At 63.3% G+C, this 16,542-nt stretch carries 11 protein-coding genes and 1 pseudogene (1 of these 12 only partly in view); 4 read left to right on the plus strand and 8 right to left on the minus strand.

Annotated features, from left to right (window positions below; all coding sequences use genetic code 11):
- A protein-coding gene (locus ACSQ8R_RS16970; RefSeq protein WP_436254457.1) for a M23 family metallopeptidase crosses the window boundary here: on the plus strand, positions 1-1,442 show its 3' portion. It extends 499 nt beyond the left edge of the window; only the last 1,442 of its 1,941 coding nucleotides appear in the window; its start codon lies off the left edge, out of view; its stop codon occupies positions 1,440-1,442.
- Between the two features lie 78 nt (positions 1,443-1,520).
- Here ACSQ8R_RS16970 and clpB read toward each other — a convergent pair whose 3' ends face one another.
- The gene (gene clpB, locus ACSQ8R_RS16975; RefSeq protein WP_436254458.1) at positions 1,521-4,121 is read right to left on the minus strand and encodes an ATP-dependent chaperone ClpB; all 2,601 of its coding nucleotides are present in this window, start codon (positions 4,119-4,121) and stop codon (positions 1,521-1,523) included.
- A gap of 377 nt (positions 4,122-4,498) precedes the next feature.
- Between clpB and ACSQ8R_RS16980 the strand changes: the two genes are divergently transcribed.
- Complete coding sequence (locus ACSQ8R_RS16980; protein WP_436254459.1) at positions 4,499-5,572, plus strand: 3-deoxy-7-phosphoheptulonate synthase; 1,074 nt, start codon at positions 4,499-4,501, stop codon at positions 5,570-5,572.
- Positions 5,573-5,656: 84 nt separating this feature from the next.
- On the opposite strand, the gene ACSQ8R_RS16985 is transcribed toward ACSQ8R_RS16980, so the two are convergent.
- The 7 genes and pseudogenes from ACSQ8R_RS16985 to ACSQ8R_RS17015 all read right to left on the minus strand — a co-directional run bounded on the left by ACSQ8R_RS16985 (position 5,657) and on the right by ACSQ8R_RS17015 (position 14,457).
- On the minus strand, positions 5,657-6,505 hold the full coding sequence (locus ACSQ8R_RS16985) for a DUF4167 domain-containing protein (protein WP_436254460.1): 849 nt from the start codon (positions 6,503-6,505) through the stop codon (positions 5,657-5,659).
- 301 nt (positions 6,506-6,806) lie between these two features.
- Positions 6,807-7,670 carry a peptide chain release factor N(5)-glutamine methyltransferase gene (gene prmC, locus ACSQ8R_RS16990; protein ID WP_436254461.1) on the minus strand — a complete coding sequence of 288 codons (864 nt, stop codon included), beginning with the start codon at positions 7,668-7,670 and terminating at the stop codon, positions 6,807-6,809.
- Positions 7,667-8,749, minus strand: a complete 1,083-nt coding sequence (prfA, locus tag ACSQ8R_RS16995; RefSeq protein WP_436254462.1) for a peptide chain release factor 1 — start codon at positions 8,747-8,749, stop codon at positions 7,667-7,669. The genes prmC and prfA overlap by 4 nt, the downstream gene beginning before the upstream one ends.
- Before the next feature lie 28 nt (positions 8,750-8,777).
- Positions 8,778-11,045 carry a phosphoenolpyruvate--protein phosphotransferase gene (ptsP, locus tag ACSQ8R_RS17000; RefSeq protein ID WP_436254463.1) on the minus strand — a complete coding sequence of 756 codons (2,268 nt, stop codon included), beginning with the start codon at positions 11,043-11,045 and terminating at the stop codon, positions 8,778-8,780.
- An 80-nt stretch (positions 11,046-11,125) separates the two neighbouring features.
- Positions 11,126-12,400 carry an aspartate kinase gene (locus ACSQ8R_RS17005; RefSeq protein WP_436254464.1) on the minus strand — a complete coding sequence of 425 codons (1,275 nt, stop codon included), beginning with the start codon at positions 12,398-12,400 and terminating at the stop codon, positions 11,126-11,128.
- A gap of 311 nt (positions 12,401-12,711) precedes the next feature.
- Positions 12,712-13,266, minus strand: a pseudogene (locus ACSQ8R_RS17010) (SH3 domain-containing protein); the annotation flags it as partial.
- A 141-nt stretch (positions 13,267-13,407) separates the two neighbouring features.
- A complete protein-coding gene (locus ACSQ8R_RS17015) occupies positions 13,408-14,457 on the minus strand; it encodes a LacI family DNA-binding transcriptional regulator (protein ID WP_436254465.1) in 1,050 nt (349 codons plus the stop codon).
- A gap of 148 nt (positions 14,458-14,605) precedes the next feature.
- On the opposite strand from ACSQ8R_RS17015, the gene bglB reads away from it, so the two are divergent.
- Together bglB and kduI are read left to right on the plus strand one after the other, a co-directional pair.
- Positions 14,606-15,706 carry a beta-galactosidase BglB gene (gene bglB / locus ACSQ8R_RS17020; RefSeq protein ID WP_436254466.1) on the plus strand — a complete coding sequence of 367 codons (1,101 nt, stop codon included), beginning with the start codon at positions 14,606-14,608 and terminating at the stop codon, positions 15,704-15,706.
- Positions 15,703-16,539 (plus strand): 5-dehydro-4-deoxy-D-glucuronate isomerase, encoded by an 837-nt coding sequence (gene kduI, locus ACSQ8R_RS17025; protein ID WP_436254467.1) that lies wholly within the window; start codon positions 15,703-15,705, stop codon positions 16,537-16,539. The genes bglB and kduI overlap by 4 nt, the downstream gene beginning before the upstream one ends.
- The last annotated feature ends 3 nt before the right edge of the window (positions 16,540-16,542 follow it).

Below are 16,542 nucleotides of genomic sequence, written 5' to 3' on the forward strand. Positions count from 1 at the left end.
ATGTCGAATCCGAGGTCAGTCTCCAAACGGTGGCCTTCCCCATCAAGGGCAGCATGTACGCCTTCGCGCAGGCGATGACGCTCGAAGAGGTCGAAGAGAACGTCCGCTCCAACGGCTCGGTACTCACCGACGGCAATAGCCAGCTTTCGGCGCTCTATTATGTCGATCCGCAGCGCTTCTCGTCGAAGGACGACGGCGGCGGTCTTGATATCACCGCCGGTCTATCGGCCCGCGTCGTCGAGGAGAACATATCGGTATCGATGCCTGAGGCGATCACCTCGCGCACCCGCGAATATGCCGACGACATCATTCCGGTGCGCAAGGTCGAAACGGTCAGCCAGGCGATGACCGAGGTCGGTTATCCGGAAGGCAAGGCCCGCGAGATTTCCGGCTACCTGCAATCCCGCCTCGGCGAGGCCGATCTTTCCGTCGGCGACGTGCTGCGCATTGGCGTCATCCAGGAAGGCGACATGGTTCTGGTGGTCCGCGCCAGTCTCTATCGGCGCGGCGACCACCGGGTGACCGTCGCTCTCGACGATCACGGCCGCTTCGTGGACGGCCAGGAGCCGCCGATGCTGGATGCGGTCGCCTCGGCCTTCAGCGAACAGCCGGCGCAGGTCCTCGCCGGGCGCGAACTGCCGCGCGTCTACGACGGCATCTACCGGGCCGCCCTCTCCTATGGCATGAGCAAGGAGATGACCGGCACGCTGGTAAAACTGCTTGCCAGCAATGTCGATCTGCAGGCCCAGCTGAAACCGACGGACAAGATCGAGGCCTTCTTCTCGGTCGCCGACGACAAGGGCCAGGCGAACAAGGATTCCCAGCTGCTCTACGTGAACGCCCGTTTCGGCGACACGACGAACCGCTTCTACCGCTTCCAGAACCCGGACGACAATTCGGTCGATTATTTCGACGAGGACGGCAAGAGCATCCGGCAGTTCCTGCTGCGCAATCCCCTTCCGAACGGCCGCATGACCTCCGGCTTCGGCATGCGCGGCCATCCGATCCTGGGCAAGGCCCTCATGCATACCGGCACCGACTGGGCAGCCCCTCGCGGCACGCCGATCATCGCCACGGGCAACGGCATCGTCGAAAAGGCCGGCTGGGATTCCGGCGGCTACGGCAACCAGACGCTCATCCGCCACGCCAATGGCTATGTCTCCTCCTACAATCACCAGAGCGCCATCGCGCCGGGTGTTCGCGAAGGCGCCAAGGTCACCCAGGGCCAGGTGATCGGCTATGTCGGCTCCACGGGCCAATCGACCGGCGCCCACCTTCATTACGAGCTGATCGTCAACGGCACCAAGGTCGATGCCATGAAGATCCGCCTGCCGGGCGGCAATTCGCTGAGCGGCAAGACGCTCGCCCGGTTCGAGGACGAACGCAAGCGCATCGATACCCTGCTCAACACCCAGTCCGCCGACGAAGTCGCCAGCCGCTGAGGCTTTTACCGGATCCGCTGGATACGAACAAAAATGGCGGCCGGAGCCGCCATTTCTGCTTTTAATGTTCAGCCTGACTTACGCAGCCTCGCTTACCGCCCGTTTGACCCGGAACAGCAGCCTGTCCGAACCGGCCGAGACCGCGACGGATGAACCGTCCGGGATCTGGCCGCCGAGAATCTGCTCGGCGAGCGGGTCCTGCATGTATTTCTGGATCACCCGCTTCAGCGGCCGAGCGCCATAGACCGGGTCGTAACCCTTGTCGGCCAGCCACTCGCGGGCGTCCGGACCGAGATCGATGCTGATCTTCCGCTCCGCCAGAAGCGACAGCAGCCGCTTCATCTGGATATCGACGATCGCGCCCATCTCGTTGCGCTTCAGGCGATGGAACAGGATGATCTCATCGACGCGGTTGAGGAATTCCGGCCGGAACGAGGCTTTCACCACGCTCATCACCTGCTCGCGCACGCTTTCGGAATCCTCGTCCTCCCGAAGAGCGGTCAGATATTCCGCCCCGAGATTGGAGGTCATGATGATCATCGTGTTCTTGAAGTCGACCGTGCGGCCCTGCCCGTCCGTCAGGCGACCGTCGTCGAGCACCTGCAGGAGAACGTTGAACACATCGGGATGCGCCTTCTCGATCTCGTCGAACAGCACGACCTGGTAGGGCTTGCGGCGGACGGCTTCGGTCAGCGCACCGCCTTCGTCATAACCGACATAACCCGGAGGCGCACCGATCAGCCGGGCCACGGAGTGCTTCTCCATGTATTCCGACATGTCCATGCGCACCATCGCCGTTTCGTCGTCGAACAGGAAGCGGGCGAGAGATTTGGTCAGCTCTGTCTTACCGACACCGGTCGGGCCGAGGAAGATGAACGAGCCGATCGGCCGGTTCGGATCCTGCAGCCCGGCGCGCGAACGCCGAACCGCGCGCGAGACGGCCTGGACCGCATCGCCCTGGCCGACGACCGACTTCGCCAGTTCGTCCTCCATGCGCAGCAGCTTGTCGCGCTCGCCTTCCAGCATCTTGTCGACCGGAATGCCGGTCCAGCGCGACACCACATGGGCGATCGCATCCGGGTTCACGACTTCCTGCACCATGGCATTGGTCGAACCGTCCTGGGCTTCGGCTTCCACGAGGCGCTTTTCCAGCTCGGGGATCACGCCATAGGTAAGCTCCCCGGCACGCTGGAATTCACCCTTGCGCTGGGCAGTCGCCAACTCGTTGCGGGCCTCGTCGAGCTGCTTCTTGAGATCGGCGGCGAGGCCGAGCTTCTGCTTTTCCGCCTGCCAGCGGGCCGTCAGCGCGTCCGCCTGCTCTTCGAGCGAGGTGACTTCGCTTTCCAGCCGCTGCAGCCGGTCGGCCGAGGCGCTGTCGGTTTCCTTCTTCAGGGCTTCGCGCTCGATCTTCAGCTGCATGATGCGGCGGTCGAGTTCGTCGAGTTCCTCCGGCTTGGAATCCACCTGCATGCGCAGCCGCGAGGCGGCTTCGTCCATCAGGTCGATCGCCTTGTCAGGCAGGAAACGGTCGGTGATGTACCGGTTGGACAGCGTCGCAGCCGCAACCAGGGCCGAATCCGAGATGCGGACCTTGTGATGCTGCTCGTATTTTTCCTTGAGACCGCGCAGGATCGAGATCGTGTCCTCGACCGTCGGTTCCTCGACCATGACCGGCTGGAAGCGACGGGCAAGTGCGGGATCCTTTTCCACATGCTTGCGGTATTCGTCGAGCGTGGTGGCGCCGACGCAGTGAAGCTCGCCGCGGGCAAGCGCCGGCTTCAGGAGGTTGGACGCATCCATCGCACCGTCGGACTTGCCGGCGCCGACCAGCGTATGCATCTCGTCGATGAACAGGATGATCTCGCCGTTTTCCGACTGCACCTCGTTGAGCACGCTCTTCAGGCGCTCCTCGAACTCGCCGCGATATTTCGCGCCGGCGATCAAGGCGCCCATGTCGAGCGCCATCAGCTTCTTGTCCTTGAGGCTTTCGGGCACGTCGCCGTTGACGATGCGCAGCGCCAGGCCCTCGGCGATCGCCGTCTTGCCGACGCCGGGCTCACCGATCAGGACCGGGTTGTTCTTGGTGCGGCGGGACAGGACCTGGATCGTGCGACGGATTTCGTCGTCGCGGCCGATCACCGGATCGAGCCTTCCGTCGCGGGCTTCCGCCGTGAGATCGCGCGCATACTTCTTCAAGGCCTCGAAACCGGCCTCGGCATTGGCGCCGTCCGCGGTGCGGCCCTTGCGGATATCGTTGATGACCTGGTTGAGGCCCTGCGCCGTCACGCCCGCCTTTTTCAAGGTCGCCGAAGTGGAGGCAGAGGTCTCGATCACCAGCGCCAGAAGCAGGCGCTCGACGGTGACGAAACTGTCGCCGGCCTTCTTGGCGGCGTCTTCCGCGGTCGCGAAAACCTTGGCGAGCGGCTGCGAGAGATAGATCTCGCCATTGCCCCCGGAAACCTTGGGAAGCTTGGCGAGTGCGGCGTCATTGGCGATGCGCGCTTCCTTGGCGTTGCCGCCGGCGCGTTCGATGAGCGAGGACGCCATGCCCTGGTCGTCGTCGAGCAGCACCTTCAACACATGTTCGGGCGTGAACTGCTGGTGACCCGAAGCCAAAGCCTGGGTCTGAGCCGACTGCAGGAAACCGCGGACGCGCTCGGAGTATTTTTCGATGTTCATTGTGACACCTCCAGTGATCGACCCGCCCTTGATAAGGCACGGAGCGATGATTGAGATTGAGCTCCCTCAAAGGCAAGCCCTGCCGAAGTTCGGCGTTGATGGAGATATGGTAAGCGGATTCGTGTGTTTAAAGAGTTCAGACGGTCAAAATCCGCAAGCGGAAACGTCACGAATTTTCCGCGTGACAATCCACAATCCAGCGAATACAGAAACCCCATGTCATTCACGTCCGCCTACGCCTCGCGATTTTATAGCTACCGCTTTCCCAAGCGGATGCGGGTCCGTGCGTAGCTGATTTCGACGCAACGACATTCCCTCAAGCCGCTAGTCTACCTGGCGGCTTTTTCAATTCCGCACGGTATGACCAAACAGGAGCCATGCCCGTGCCGAATGCCAATACCGTCGATGATCGCCGTATCGTCGAACTCACCCCTCTGACCATGCCCGCCGGCATCATCGCCGAAATCCCGCGCAATGATGCGGTCACCGAGACCGTCACCCGCGCGCGCGACACCGTGCACCGCATCCTCGATAGTGAGGACGACCGGTTGATCGTGATCATCGGTCCCTGTTCGATCCACGATCCCGTTGCCGCAAGGGATTATGCGGCGCGGCTGGAAGAACAGCGACGACGTCTGGGCGACGATCTCGAAATCGTCATGCGCGTCTACTTCGAGAAACCGCGCACCACCGTCGGGTGGAAGGGCCTGATGAACGACCCGCATCTCGACGGCAGCTACCGCATCGAAGAGGGTTTGAGGATCGCCCGGCAGCTTCTGCTGGACATCAACGCGATGGGCCTGCCGGCCGGCTGCGAATTCCTCGATACGATCACGCCGCAATATATCGCCGACCTCGTCAGCTGGGGCGCGATCGGCGCGCGGACGACCGAGAGCCAGGTGCACCGCCAGCTCGCATCGGGTCTCTCCTGCCCGATCGGCTTCAAGAACGGCACCGATGGCGGCGTCGCCGTTGCGCTCGATGCCATCCTGGCCGCGTCGCAGACGCACCATTTTCCGGCAGTGACCAAGGACGGCCGGGCCGCGATCGCCACGACGACCGGCAACGAGGATTGCCACGTCATCCTTCGCGGCGGCAGGCAGCCGAATTACGAGGCGGCCGATGTCGAGGCCGTTTCCAGGGACGCCGCAAAACGCGGTCTGGAGCCGCGCATCCTCATCGACGCCAGCCATGCCAACAGCGGCAAGGATCCGATGAACCAGCCGCTGGTCGTCAGAAACGTCGCGACGCAGATCGCGGCCGGCAACATGGCCATCAAGGGCATGATGATCGAGAGCAATATCATCGGTGGCCGCCAGGACCTGGTGCCCGGCAAGCCGCTCACCTACGGCCAGAGCATCACCGACGGCTGCATCGACTGGGAAACATCGGTCTTGGTGCTCGAAGAGCTTGCCCGCTCGGTCCGCGATCGCCGCCAAACGCGGGCCTGAAGCAGAACGGCTATTTTTGCTCGAAGAAAAAGGCCGCCCGGTTTCCCGAGCGGCCTTCCTGATCTGGTCATTCCAGCCCGTGGGCTATTCCGAAGCGGCATCCGCCAGGGCGGGCTGCGAGCCGTCGCCCGAGGCTTCGCCCTCTTCACCGGCGCCTTCGCCACGACGCGGACGACGCGGACGGCTGCCGGCGGCGCGGCGACGGCGCGGCGCGGCTTCTGCCTGCGCCTCTTCCTCGACCGCCACTTCCGCAGGCGTGCCTTCGATCACCGGCTGGGGGCCGGAGCCATCCATAACCGGAGCAACCGGCTGGGGTGCTGCGACCGCGGCCGGGACCGGAGTTGCGGCAGCGGGCTGTTCCTGGCGGTTTTCACGGCGGGGCCGTTCGCGCTGCGGGTCACGCTGTTCGCGCGGTTCCCGCTGGTCGCGAGGTTCGCGTTGTTCACGCGGCTCGCGCTGTTCCCGGCGAGGCTGCTGATGCTGAGCCTGCGGCTGGGGTTGCGGCGCCTCGTCCATGGACGGCTGTTGCGAGTAACCGCTGTCCTCGCCCTCGCTATTGTCGATGTCGTCCTGATCCTGAACGTTACCGTCCCGATCCTGGTAGTCGCCACGATTCTCGTGCTGGAACCGGTCCTGCATCTGCGCCTGCGCGGCGGCAATGATGCGGTTGTAGTGTTCTGCGTGCTGGAGATAGTTCTCCGCTATCACGCGGTCGCCGGAGCTTTGGGCATCACGGGCGAGCTGACTATACTTTTCGGCAATATGCTGGGCGGTCCCGCGGATCTTCACGTCCGGGCCGGAGCTGTCGTAGGTGCGGCTGAGAGGATTGCCGCCCTTGCGGTTGAAGTTGTTATTTCCGCCGCCGCCGCCGCTATTGTTATTATTGTTACTGCCGCGACCTCGACCGCGTTTGTTCTGCTGTCCTGGCCTCATCTATCGTTCACCAATTCTCTGTCTTCGCTGATAATGGGCCACGCGGCCTGTCGGACAGAGCCGAACAAGACTTCGCGTGCCGCGCACAGGCCGATCAAAGCGTCCTGCCGCTTGTGAAAGTCAAATTAACTGATTCACGCACCGGGAATTGTTCAACCTTCGCAACTCTTCGAAAAGAGAAGGATCAAAGGGTTGCCCTGTAACCCGAACGAATCGCTGTTCATTCCCAGCCGTCCCAGTGCGTATTTGCAAGCTATCCCGCTTCCTCCGGAAATCCAAGCCTTTTCTTTAGCCTGCAAAATCAAGGATGGTTCACGGTAAATACGAGAACCCGATCATTATCGCCGTAATCGCGCACCGCCTCCACCAGCGTAAAGCCGGCGCCACGGAAAATCGCGCTCACGGTTTCCTTCTGATCGAACCCGATCTCGACGCCGATAACGCCGTCCTTTTCGAGGAAATCTCCTGCACTCGCCGCAATCGCGCGATAGGCTTCGAGCCCATCCGGACCTCCATCTAGCGCTGCCAGCGGATCGAAATCCCGGACTTCCGGGTCCAATGCGGGGATAACATCGCTTCGTATATAGGGCGGATTTGACACGATTATGTCGAACCGGCCGGAAATTGCGTCGAACCAGTCGCTGCGGATCGCCTGAAATCTTTCGGACATTCCCAACCGGGCAGCATTTTCTGTCGCCGTTAGCAGGGCATCCTCCGAGATATCGCTGCCGATCCCTTGAGCCTCCGGGCTTTCCTTGAGGAGTGCGAGAACGATCGCGCCGGTTCCGGTACCAAGATCGAGAATACGTGCCGAACCCTTGTCTGCGACAATCTGCCTCACATGGGCAAGCATCGAATCCACCAGGATTTCGGTGTCCGGGCGCGGCTCCAGCGTTTCCTTCGAAATCAGGAGCTCCATGCCATGGAATTCACGTGATCCTAATATGCGGTGCACCGGCTCCCGTTTCAAGCGGCGCTCGACCGCTTTCGAAATCCGGGAGGTTTCCTCCTCGGTCAGCAGCCGGTCGCCGCCGGTGAAGACCTCGGTGCTCGAAAGCCCGAGCAGCCCGCCGATCAGCAGCCGCGCCTCGATCGCCGCATCCGGAAGGCCCGCCGCCGAGAACCGCGATCTGGCATCCGCGACGGCAAGGCCAAGTGTCGTCATCCCTGTTGCTCGCCGAGCTGCGCCAGCTGGCCGGCCTGGTAGTCGGAAATCAGCGCATCGACCACTTCGTCGATATCGCCTTCCATCATCCGGTCGAGCTTGTAGAGCGTCAGGTTGATGCGGTGGTCGGTCACCCGCCCCTGCGGGAAATTATAGGTGCGGATGCGCTCCGACCGGTCGCCGGAACCGACCTGGCTCTTGCGGTCGGCGGATCGTTCGCTGTCGGCCTTCTGGCGCTCCATGTCGTAGAGACGGGTGCGCAGAACCTGCATCGCCTTGGCGCGGTTCTGGTGCTGCGATTTTTCCGAGCTGGTCACCACGATGCCGCTCGGCATGTGGGTGATGCGCACCGCCGAGTCCGTGGTGTTGACGTGCTGGCCGCCGGCGCCCGACGAGCGCATCGTATCGATGCGGATGTCTTCCGGCCGGATTTCGATGTCGATCTCCTCGGCTTCCGGCATCACCGCCACGGTCGCGGCCGACGTGTGGATGCGGCCACTCGCTTCCGTATCGGGCACCCGCTGCACCCGATGCACGCCGGATTCGAACTTCAGCTTGGAGAAGACGCCGCGCCCGGTGACCGTCGCGATGATTTCCTTGTAGCCGCCCGCCTCACCTTCGCTGGCGGACAGCACCTCGACTTTCCAGCCCTTGGTCGAGGCATACCTCTCATACATTCTAAAAAGATCGCCGGCGAAAAGTGCGGCCTCGTTGCCGCCGGTACCGGCGCGGATTTCGAGGATTGCGCTTCTCTCGTCGGCCGCGTCCTTCGGCAGCAGCAGGAGCTGCATGTCCTTTTCGAGCGCCTCGAGCCGTTCCTCTGCCTCCGGCAGCTCCATTTCCGCAAGCTCGTGCATCTCGCGGTCGGTCGCCTTGTCGGAGAGCATGGCTCTGAGATCCGCGACTTCATCGACCGTCTTCTGGTATTCGCGGATCTTGCGCACCACCGGCTGCAGTTCGGAATATTCGGACGCCAGCTTCACATAGACGTCGGCAGCAGGGCCTTCCGCCATGCGCGCCTCGATCTCGCCGAACCGGCGTTCCAGCTCGCGCATCTTTTCGACAGGAAGCTTCGCCACCCACTACTCCGTTTATTCTTTTTATCCGCTAGACGGGGATATTGTTGGCCTCGGCGAACCGCACAAGCAGCGCGCGGATCGGCTCCGACGACCTTGTATCGTCGAGCGCCGCGTTCAATTCTGCCGACAGCTGGTCGATGTCAAGCCCGAGCAGCATTGCCTTGACCGGCCCGATCGAGGTCGGGGACATGGAAACCGAACGGAAGCCGACCCCGAGCAGGGCCATGGCCGAGAGCGGCTTGCCCGCCATCTCGCCGCACAGCGTCACCACCGTCTTGTTGCGGTCGCCGGCCCGCGCGATGTCGCGCAGAATGCGCAGGAACGGCTTGCCGAGATTGTCGAAACGGTCGGAAACCCGGGCGTTGCCGCGGTCCGCCGCCATGGCGAACTGGAACAGGTCGTTGGAACCGACCGAGACGAAATCCACTTCCGCCATCAGCTCGTCAAGCTGCCACATCAGCGCCGGCACTTCCAGCATCGCCCCGAACTGCAGCTTGCGCGGCAGGCTGTGGCCGAATTTCGAAAGGTGCTGCACTTCCTTCTGCAACAGGTCGCGCACCGCATGGATCTCCGAAACCTCGGTCACCATCGGCAGCATCATCTTGAGCTCGGCGCCGGCGGAAGCCCGGAGCAGCGCCCGAAGCTGTGTGCGCAGCAGTCCGGGCCGGTCGAGCGACAGGCGGATGGCCCGCCAGCCGAGCGCCGGGTTCTCTTCTTCCTGGGCCCGGAAATAGGAGACGACCTTGTCGCCGCCGATATCGAGGGTGCGGAACGTCACCGGCCGGCCGGCGGCCTGCTTGATGACGTTGCGATAGAAGCTTTCCTGCTCCTCGAGCTTCGGCATGGTCGAGGCGATCATGAATTGCAGCTCGGTGCGGAACAGGCCGATGCCATCCGCGCCCGACTCGGCAAGCTGCGGCAGGTCGACCAGCAGGCCGGCATTCATCTGCAGGCTGATGCGCTTGCCGTCCTTGGTGAGCGGCTCGACATCTCGCAGTGCCTTGAACTGTTCCTGGCGGCGGGCCCGCAGGCGCACCTTTTCCTCGTAGGCCTTCTGCAGGTCGAGGACCGGCCGCAGATGAAGCTGGCCGTCGTCGCCATCGATGATGATCGCGTCCCCGTTTTCGGCAAGCGCCACCACGCCCGCCGCTTGTCCGACGACCGGAATGCCCATGGCGCGGGCGACGATCACCACGTGGCTCGTCACCGCGCCGTCTTCAAGCACCAGGCCGCGCAGGCTGGCGCGCGGATAGTCGAGCAGCTCGGCGGCACCCATGGCGCGGGCGAGAATGATGGCGTCCGTCGGGAAACCTTCGTCGAAAGCGCGGCCGGAAAAGCCGGTCAGCTGGCGCAGAAGCCGGTTGGCCAAGTCGTCGAAATCATGCATCCGCTCGCGCAGATAGGGGTCGGTCAGGCGCATCATCCGCGCCTTGGTGTCGCTCTGGACCTTCTCGACCGCGGCTTCCGCCGTCAGCCCGTTGTGGATCGCCTCTTCCATGCGGCGGACCCAGCCCTGGTCGTGGGCGAACATCCGGTAGGTTTCGAGCACCTCGCGATGCTCGCCTTCCTGGGAGACTTCGCGGCGCGACAGCATGTCGTCGATCGAGATACGCAACGACCCCAGCGATTCCGCCAGCCGCGTGACTTCCTTCTCCGCATCTTCGTTCAGGAGATTGGTGACGACGATACGCGGTTCGTGCAGAACCACATGGCCGAGGCCGATACCTTCGTTATAGGCGTCGGCGTCAATGGTGATGGCACGCGTCAGGTCCAGCTCGAGGCCCGGCCTCGTGATCTTCTTGAGCTCGCCGGTGGCGATCATCTCGGCGATCACCATCGCGGTGGTTTCGAGCGCCTCGACCTCGTCCTCGCGATAGTTGCGGCTCGCCTTGTTCTGGACGACGAGAACGCCGAGCGTGCGGCCTGCGCGCAAGATCGGCACGCCGAGGAAGGAATGGTAGATTTCCTCGCCGGTCTCGGGGAGATAGCGGAAAGCCGGATGCGCCTGCGCATCGGAAAGGTTGAGCGGCTGGGCGGAGGCGGCGATCGTGCCGACCAGGCCCTGGCCCATCTTCAGCTGCGAGGTGTGGACCGCTTCCTTGTTCAGGCCTTCGGTCGCGTAGAGTTCGAGGACCCCGTCGGAGCGGAGCACGTAGGCCGAGCAAACCTCGGCCACCATGTTGCTGGCGATCTGGCGGACGATCCGGTCAAGACGCTCCTGTGGCTCGAGCGGCTCCGCCATCAACTCGCGCAGCCGCTTCAACAGAACGCGCGGACCTGCCGACAGGTCTCTCATCGCCTATGTTCTCCCGAAACGAGGTCACCCCAACCGCAAGGCGGCGCCAGCAACTGCCGGCGCGTCCAAACGGTTCATTCTCAACTCTTATCGAGACCGTAGGCGGAATGCAAAGTCCGAACAGCGAGTTCCGAATAGGCACCGTCGATCAGGATCGAAATCTTGATTTCCGAGGTGGTGATCGCCTTGATGTTGATGGTTTTTTCGGCAAGTGCCTTGAAAGCGTGCGCGGCAACGCCCGCATGGCTGCGCATGCCGATGCCGATGACCGACACTTTCGCCAGGCCTGATTCGGTCTGGACGACGTCGAAGCCGATCTTTTCCTTGTTGTCGTCGAGCACCTTCATGGCCTTCTGCACGTCGCCCGACGGTACGGTGAAGGTCATGTCGGTACGCGAACCGTCTTCCGACGTGTTCTGCACGATCATGTCGACATTGATATGCGCTTCGGCGAGCGGGCCGAAGATCGCTGCCGACACGCCCGGCCGGTCGGCCAGACGCCGGAGCGAGATCTGCGCTTCATCCTTGGCATAGGCGATGCCGGTGACGACTTCCTGTTCCACGATTTCTTCCTCGTCGCAAATCAAAGTACCGGGCGGGTTCAGAAGGTCGCCCATGCCCGGTGCATCGGGATCCTCGAAACTGGAGCGCACGAAGGTGCGGACCTTGTGGACCATGGCAAGCTCGACCGAGCGCACCTGCAGAACCTTCGAACCGAGCGATGCCATTTCGAGCATTTCCTCGAAGGAGACCTTCTTCATGCGCCGCGCCTGGGGCACGATGCGCGGGTCGGTCGTGTAGACGCCGTCGACATCCGTATAGATGTCGCAGCGGTCGGCCTTGACCGCAGCCGCGATCGCCACCGCCGACGTATCGGAACCGCCGCGGCCGAGCGTCGCGATCCGGTTGTCGGGGCCGAGCCCCTGGAAACCGGCGACGACGGCCACCTGGCCCTCGCCCATCCGCTTGACGATCTCGGAACCGTCGATCTCCATGATCCTTGCTGCGCCATGGGCGCTGTCGGTGCGGATCGGGATCTGCCAGCCCTGCCAGGACCGGGCATTGATGCCCATCGACTGCAGCGCGATGGCAAGGATGCCGGACGTCACCTGCTCGCCGGATGCGACGACGGCGTCATATTCGCGCGCGTCATAAAAGGGCGAGTTGGCGCCGGCGACCTTCGGCATGTCCTGGACCCAGCCGACCAGCTCGTTGGTCTTGCCGGACATGGCGGAGACGACCACCGCGACCTCGTGTCCGGCTTCGACCTCACGTTTCACATGGCGCGCGACATTGTGAATGCGTTCGAGATTGGCGACCGAAGTGCCGCCGAATTTCATGACGATGCGAGCCATACCGACAAAAACCACTGTTTCGCCAAGAGGCTCGGGAGCCTTGGGCGCCTGCTTTCAAACCGCCTCGCAATCCCGTCGTTTATGACAGGATTACCGAGTTGCGGGGTCTCTTATCGAAAAGGCTGAAAAGGCGCAATGGCCAGAACATGGCCGAACGGTACGCTTCGCAATGAGCTCCCCTGATGCCGAGCGCAAAAAGGCCACCCTTCGGCGGCCTTCTTGCATTCCTGCACCGGATCAGCGGAGGCCGATCGTCGTCACGGGCGCACCGCAGAGGCGGCGGCCTGCAATCAACCCGGATCCCTGTAGAAACGGTCACGGTCGCCGCGCCACACCGGCGGGCGGGGTGGCGCCCGGTCGCCGGGGCTCCAGCTCCGGTCGCGGTCCCAGCGCGGGTCACCGTCACGATCCCAGCGCGGCGGCGCAGGAGGCGGCGGCGCAAGGCGCGCGTCGCGTCTCCAGTCGTAGCGGTCCCAACGATCGCGATCGCGGTAGAAGTCGCGGTTGCGATAATAACGGCCCCAATAGTTGCCGACATCGAACGTGACCATCGGAATGCCGAGGCCCTCGTAGTAGTCAGGGGCGACATAGACGCGGTTGGAACGATAGGTCGCCTGCACGTAATTGCCCGACACCCAGCCGCGTCCGCCGACGAAGGCGACGTCGCACCAGTTGACGCTGCTCATGCAGCCATAGATCGTCACCGACGCACCGACCGGAATGACGTCGACGGCCGGATAGCCGGTACTCGGCCCGGACCGCATGTTGACATTGGCCGTGGCGACACCGCGCACGGCCGCATCCGCAATCGACGGCGCCACGAACAGGGCGCAAAGTGCCGCAACGGACACCAGAACTTTCTTCACGGGCTTCCTCCTGAGAAACCGAATAACACGAACCGGACTTGACCATCTGCCGGACGGATTTCGCCGGATGTCAATGTTCGAGACATCCGCATTGTTCCAGCACGGCGCTGAATGGTGCATGAATGACCGATTTGGCCGGCGTCAACCTCTGGCCGGCCCGGTCGACTGGCGCTCGGCGATGTGACAGGCAAGCTCCACCCGCCGCGCCGGATTTGCAAATCCGGTCATCCCGTCCCGCAAAAGATCGAGCGCCACGGCGCCGAGCTCGCGCATCGGAACATGCACGGTCGTCAGCGGCGGATTGAGGAAGGCGGCCTGCGGCAGGTCGTCCATGCCCATCACCGAAACGTCGCCCGGCACGGTGTACCCCATCTGCTGCACGCCCATCATCGCACCGACTGCGAGACTGTCGCCAGCCGTCAGCACGGCCGTGAAATCGAGCCCGTTCCTGCGCAACCGCTCGCTGACCGCCTGGGCGGCAAGCTCCGGCAGCCAGTCCTCGACCGGCACGACGAGATCCGGAGGGCAAGGCAGACCATGATGTTGGAAGGCATCCTGCCAGCCTTCGCGGCGCCGGTCGATCGTCCGCCGGCCGGGGCGCATCAGGAACAGGATGCGCTTGTGGCCCAGCCGGATGAGATAGTCGGTCGCAAGATGCGCGGCCGAGCGGTTGCAGGGGGTTACGCTCGAGAGCCGCATCATCGGGTCGTCACCGTTGATCAGCACCACCGGTTTGCCGAAACCGCGGGTGGCCTCGAGCATCCCTTCGTCATCGACGGTCAGGAACAGCAATCCCGCGACGTCCGGATCGACCAGCGCCTCCTCCAGAACCACCTTTTCCTCCGACTGATCGGCGACCGCGCGGGTGACGATATCGAGCCCGAGAGCCTGCGCGCGATCCCGCAGCCCTTCCAGCACATAGAGCGTGAACTGGTTGCGCACGTAGTCGATCATCGCCGCGCTGGAGGCCGCCAGGATCACCTTCTTGCCGGCGACCGGCGTCGGCATTGCGTAATTGGCGTCTTTCGCTGCCTCCATGATCCGCTGTCGGATGTCGGCGCGCACGCCCTTCTCGCCGGCCAGCGCCCGCGACACGGTGCTCAGCGACACGCCCACCTTTCCCGCAATATCCTCCAGCCGCACCCGCCGGCTTTTCTTGCCGCGCTTGCCCGGCACGATCGTCGCTGCCATGACATCCTCCGCTTCCCAGATGCGCACACTGCAAAAAATTTTCAGATTGCGCAATCAATTTTCAGATGTTTTCATAGGATCATCGCTCGGGAGAAGCGGATCGAAATGCTGCGCAGCAAGGTGCCGCAGCAAAGGGAGGAATTGAGACATGGGCCTTTCAGCCCGGGACATCCGTGAAAAACTCGACCGCCTCGTGGCCGGCATAACCGGGCTTCGCGACGACGGTCGTTTCCACGAACCCAATCTCGACGGAACCGCCGGCGACTATATCTCTTTCGACAGCTGGGAATGGCCGCAGGGCGTCGGCCTCTACGGCCTGATCCGGCTTTGGCTGTTCACCGGTCGCGAAGATTTGAAGGCGCTCATCGAGAACTGGTACGCGTCCCGCATCGAAGCCGGCCTCCCGTCGCTCAACGTCAATACCACCGCCCCCATGCTGGCCTTGTCCGTTCTCTGGCGCGAAACCCGCGACCCGCGCTGGCAGCCAGTGCTCGACGCCTGGGCCGACCGGGTCATGAGCCAGATGGGCCGCACCGAGGAAGGCGCCTTCGAGCATCACGTCTCCGACAAGGTGAATGACGACGAACTCTGGGACGACACGCTTTACATGGTCGCCCTCTTCCTCGCGTCCTACGGTGAAGCAAGCGGCCGCCGCGAGCTGGTCGACGAGGCGTCGAAACAGTTCCTCGTCCATACCCGCTATCTCGCCGACAGGAAGACCGGCCTGTGGTTCCATGGCTGGACCTTCCAGGGCCGGCATAATTTCGCGGAAGCCCGCTGGGCGCGCGGCAATGCCTGGATCACCGCCGGCATGCTCGATCTATTCGACCTCGCCGAGGTTTCGAAGCCGGTAAAGGACTTCCTGCTCGGCGTGCTGACGGCGCAGGTCAACGCGCTGCTGCCGCTGCAGGCCGCTTCCGGCGCCTGGCGCACCCTGCTCGACGATCCGTCGTCCTACGAGGAAATCTCGGCGACGGCCGGCTTCGGTTACGGCCTGCTCAAGGGCTATCGCCTCGGCCTCGGCACCCATGAATGGCGCACCGCCGGCCTCAAGGCCGTTGAAGCGGTGCTCGCCAATATCGACGAAACCGGCACCGTGCTCAACGTTTCCTATGGAACGCGCATGGGCCATGATCTGCAATTCTACAGGGACATCCCCATCCAGCCGACCGGCTACGGGCAGGCGCTTTCGATCCTCTGCCTTTCCGAAGCCATCCGGCATGTGGAACCGGGAAGCGAGACAGCATGACGATGAAGGTTCTCTACGGGGCCGGCCCCAACGACATCAAGGCTTACGACACCGCGCGCCTGCGTGCCGAATTCCTGATGGAAGACCTGTTCCAGGCCGATAAGGTCTCCTTCACCTATACCCATGTCGACCGTCTGATCGTCGGCGGCGCGGTTCCGGTATCGTCCACGCTGACCTTCGGTTCGGGCGAGGACATCGGCACGCCCTTCCTGCTCTCGGCCCGCGAAATGGGCATCGCCAATCTCGGCGGCACCGGCGTCGTCTCGGTCGATGGCAAGAGTTTCACGCTCGAAAACCGCGACGTGCTTTATATCGGCCGCGGCGCCCGGGAAATCTCGGTCGCCAGCGCCTCGGCGGACAAGCCGGCCCGGTTCTACATGAACTCGGTTCCGGCGGGCGCCGACATCCCCCACCGCCTCATCAAGCGGTCGGAATCCAAGATGCTGACCTTCGGCGATGCCAAGCGCGCCAACCTGCGGAACCTCAGGATGTACATCCATCCGGAAGTCACGCCGTCCTGCCTGCTTCTGCTCGGCATTACCGATCTGGCCGACGGCAGCATCTGGAACACCATGCCGCCGCACCTGCACGAGCGGCGCATGGAAGCATACTGCTATTTCGACCTGCCCGAAGAAGAGCGCGTCATCCACCTGATGGGCCGCCCGGAAGAAACGCGCCATCTCGTGGTCAAGAACCTCGATGCGGTACTGTCTCCCGCCTGGTCGATCCACATGGGTGCCGGGACCGCGCAATACGCCTTCGTCTGGGGCATGACCGGCGAGAACCAGGAATATAACGACGTGGCCCCCGTGGCCCTCAGCGAACTGAAGTGAAGA

This window comes from Neorhizobium sp. LjRoot104, assembly GCF_964253725.1.
Classification (GTDB): Bacteria; Pseudomonadota; Alphaproteobacteria; order Rhizobiales; family Rhizobiaceae; genus Neorhizobium.

Coding starts and splice junctions, on each gene's coding strand:
- kduI (WP_436254467.1), top strand. CDS start 15,703: ATGACGATGAAGGTTCTCTACGGGGCCGGCCCCAACGACATCAAGGCT.
- bglB (WP_436254466.1), top strand. CDS start 14,606: ATGGGCCTTTCAGCCCGGGACATCCGTGAAAAACTCGACCGCCTCGTG.
- ACSQ8R_RS16980 (WP_436254459.1), top strand. CDS start 4,499: ATGCCCGTGCCGAATGCCAATACCGTCGATGATCGCCGTATCGTCGAA.
- ACSQ8R_RS17015 (WP_436254465.1), bottom strand. CDS start 14,457: ATGGCAGCGACGATCGTGCCGGGCAAGCGCGGCAAGAAAAGCCGGCGG.
- ACSQ8R_RS16985 (WP_436254460.1), bottom strand. CDS start 6,505: ATGAGGCCAGGACAGCAGAACAAACGCGGTCGAGGTCGCGGCAGTAAC.
- ACSQ8R_RS17005 (WP_436254464.1), bottom strand. CDS start 12,400: ATGGCTCGCATCGTCATGAAATTCGGCGGCACTTCGGTCGCCAATCTC.
- prmC (WP_436254461.1), bottom strand. CDS start 7,670: ATGACGACACTTGGCCTTGCCGTCGCGGATGCCAGATCGCGGTTCTCG.
- ptsP (WP_436254463.1), bottom strand. CDS start 11,045: ATGAGAGACCTGTCGGCAGGTCCGCGCGTTCTGTTGAAGCGGCTGCGC.
- clpB (WP_436254458.1), bottom strand. CDS start 4,121: ATGAACATCGAAAAATACTCCGAGCGCGTCCGCGGTTTCCTGCAGTCG.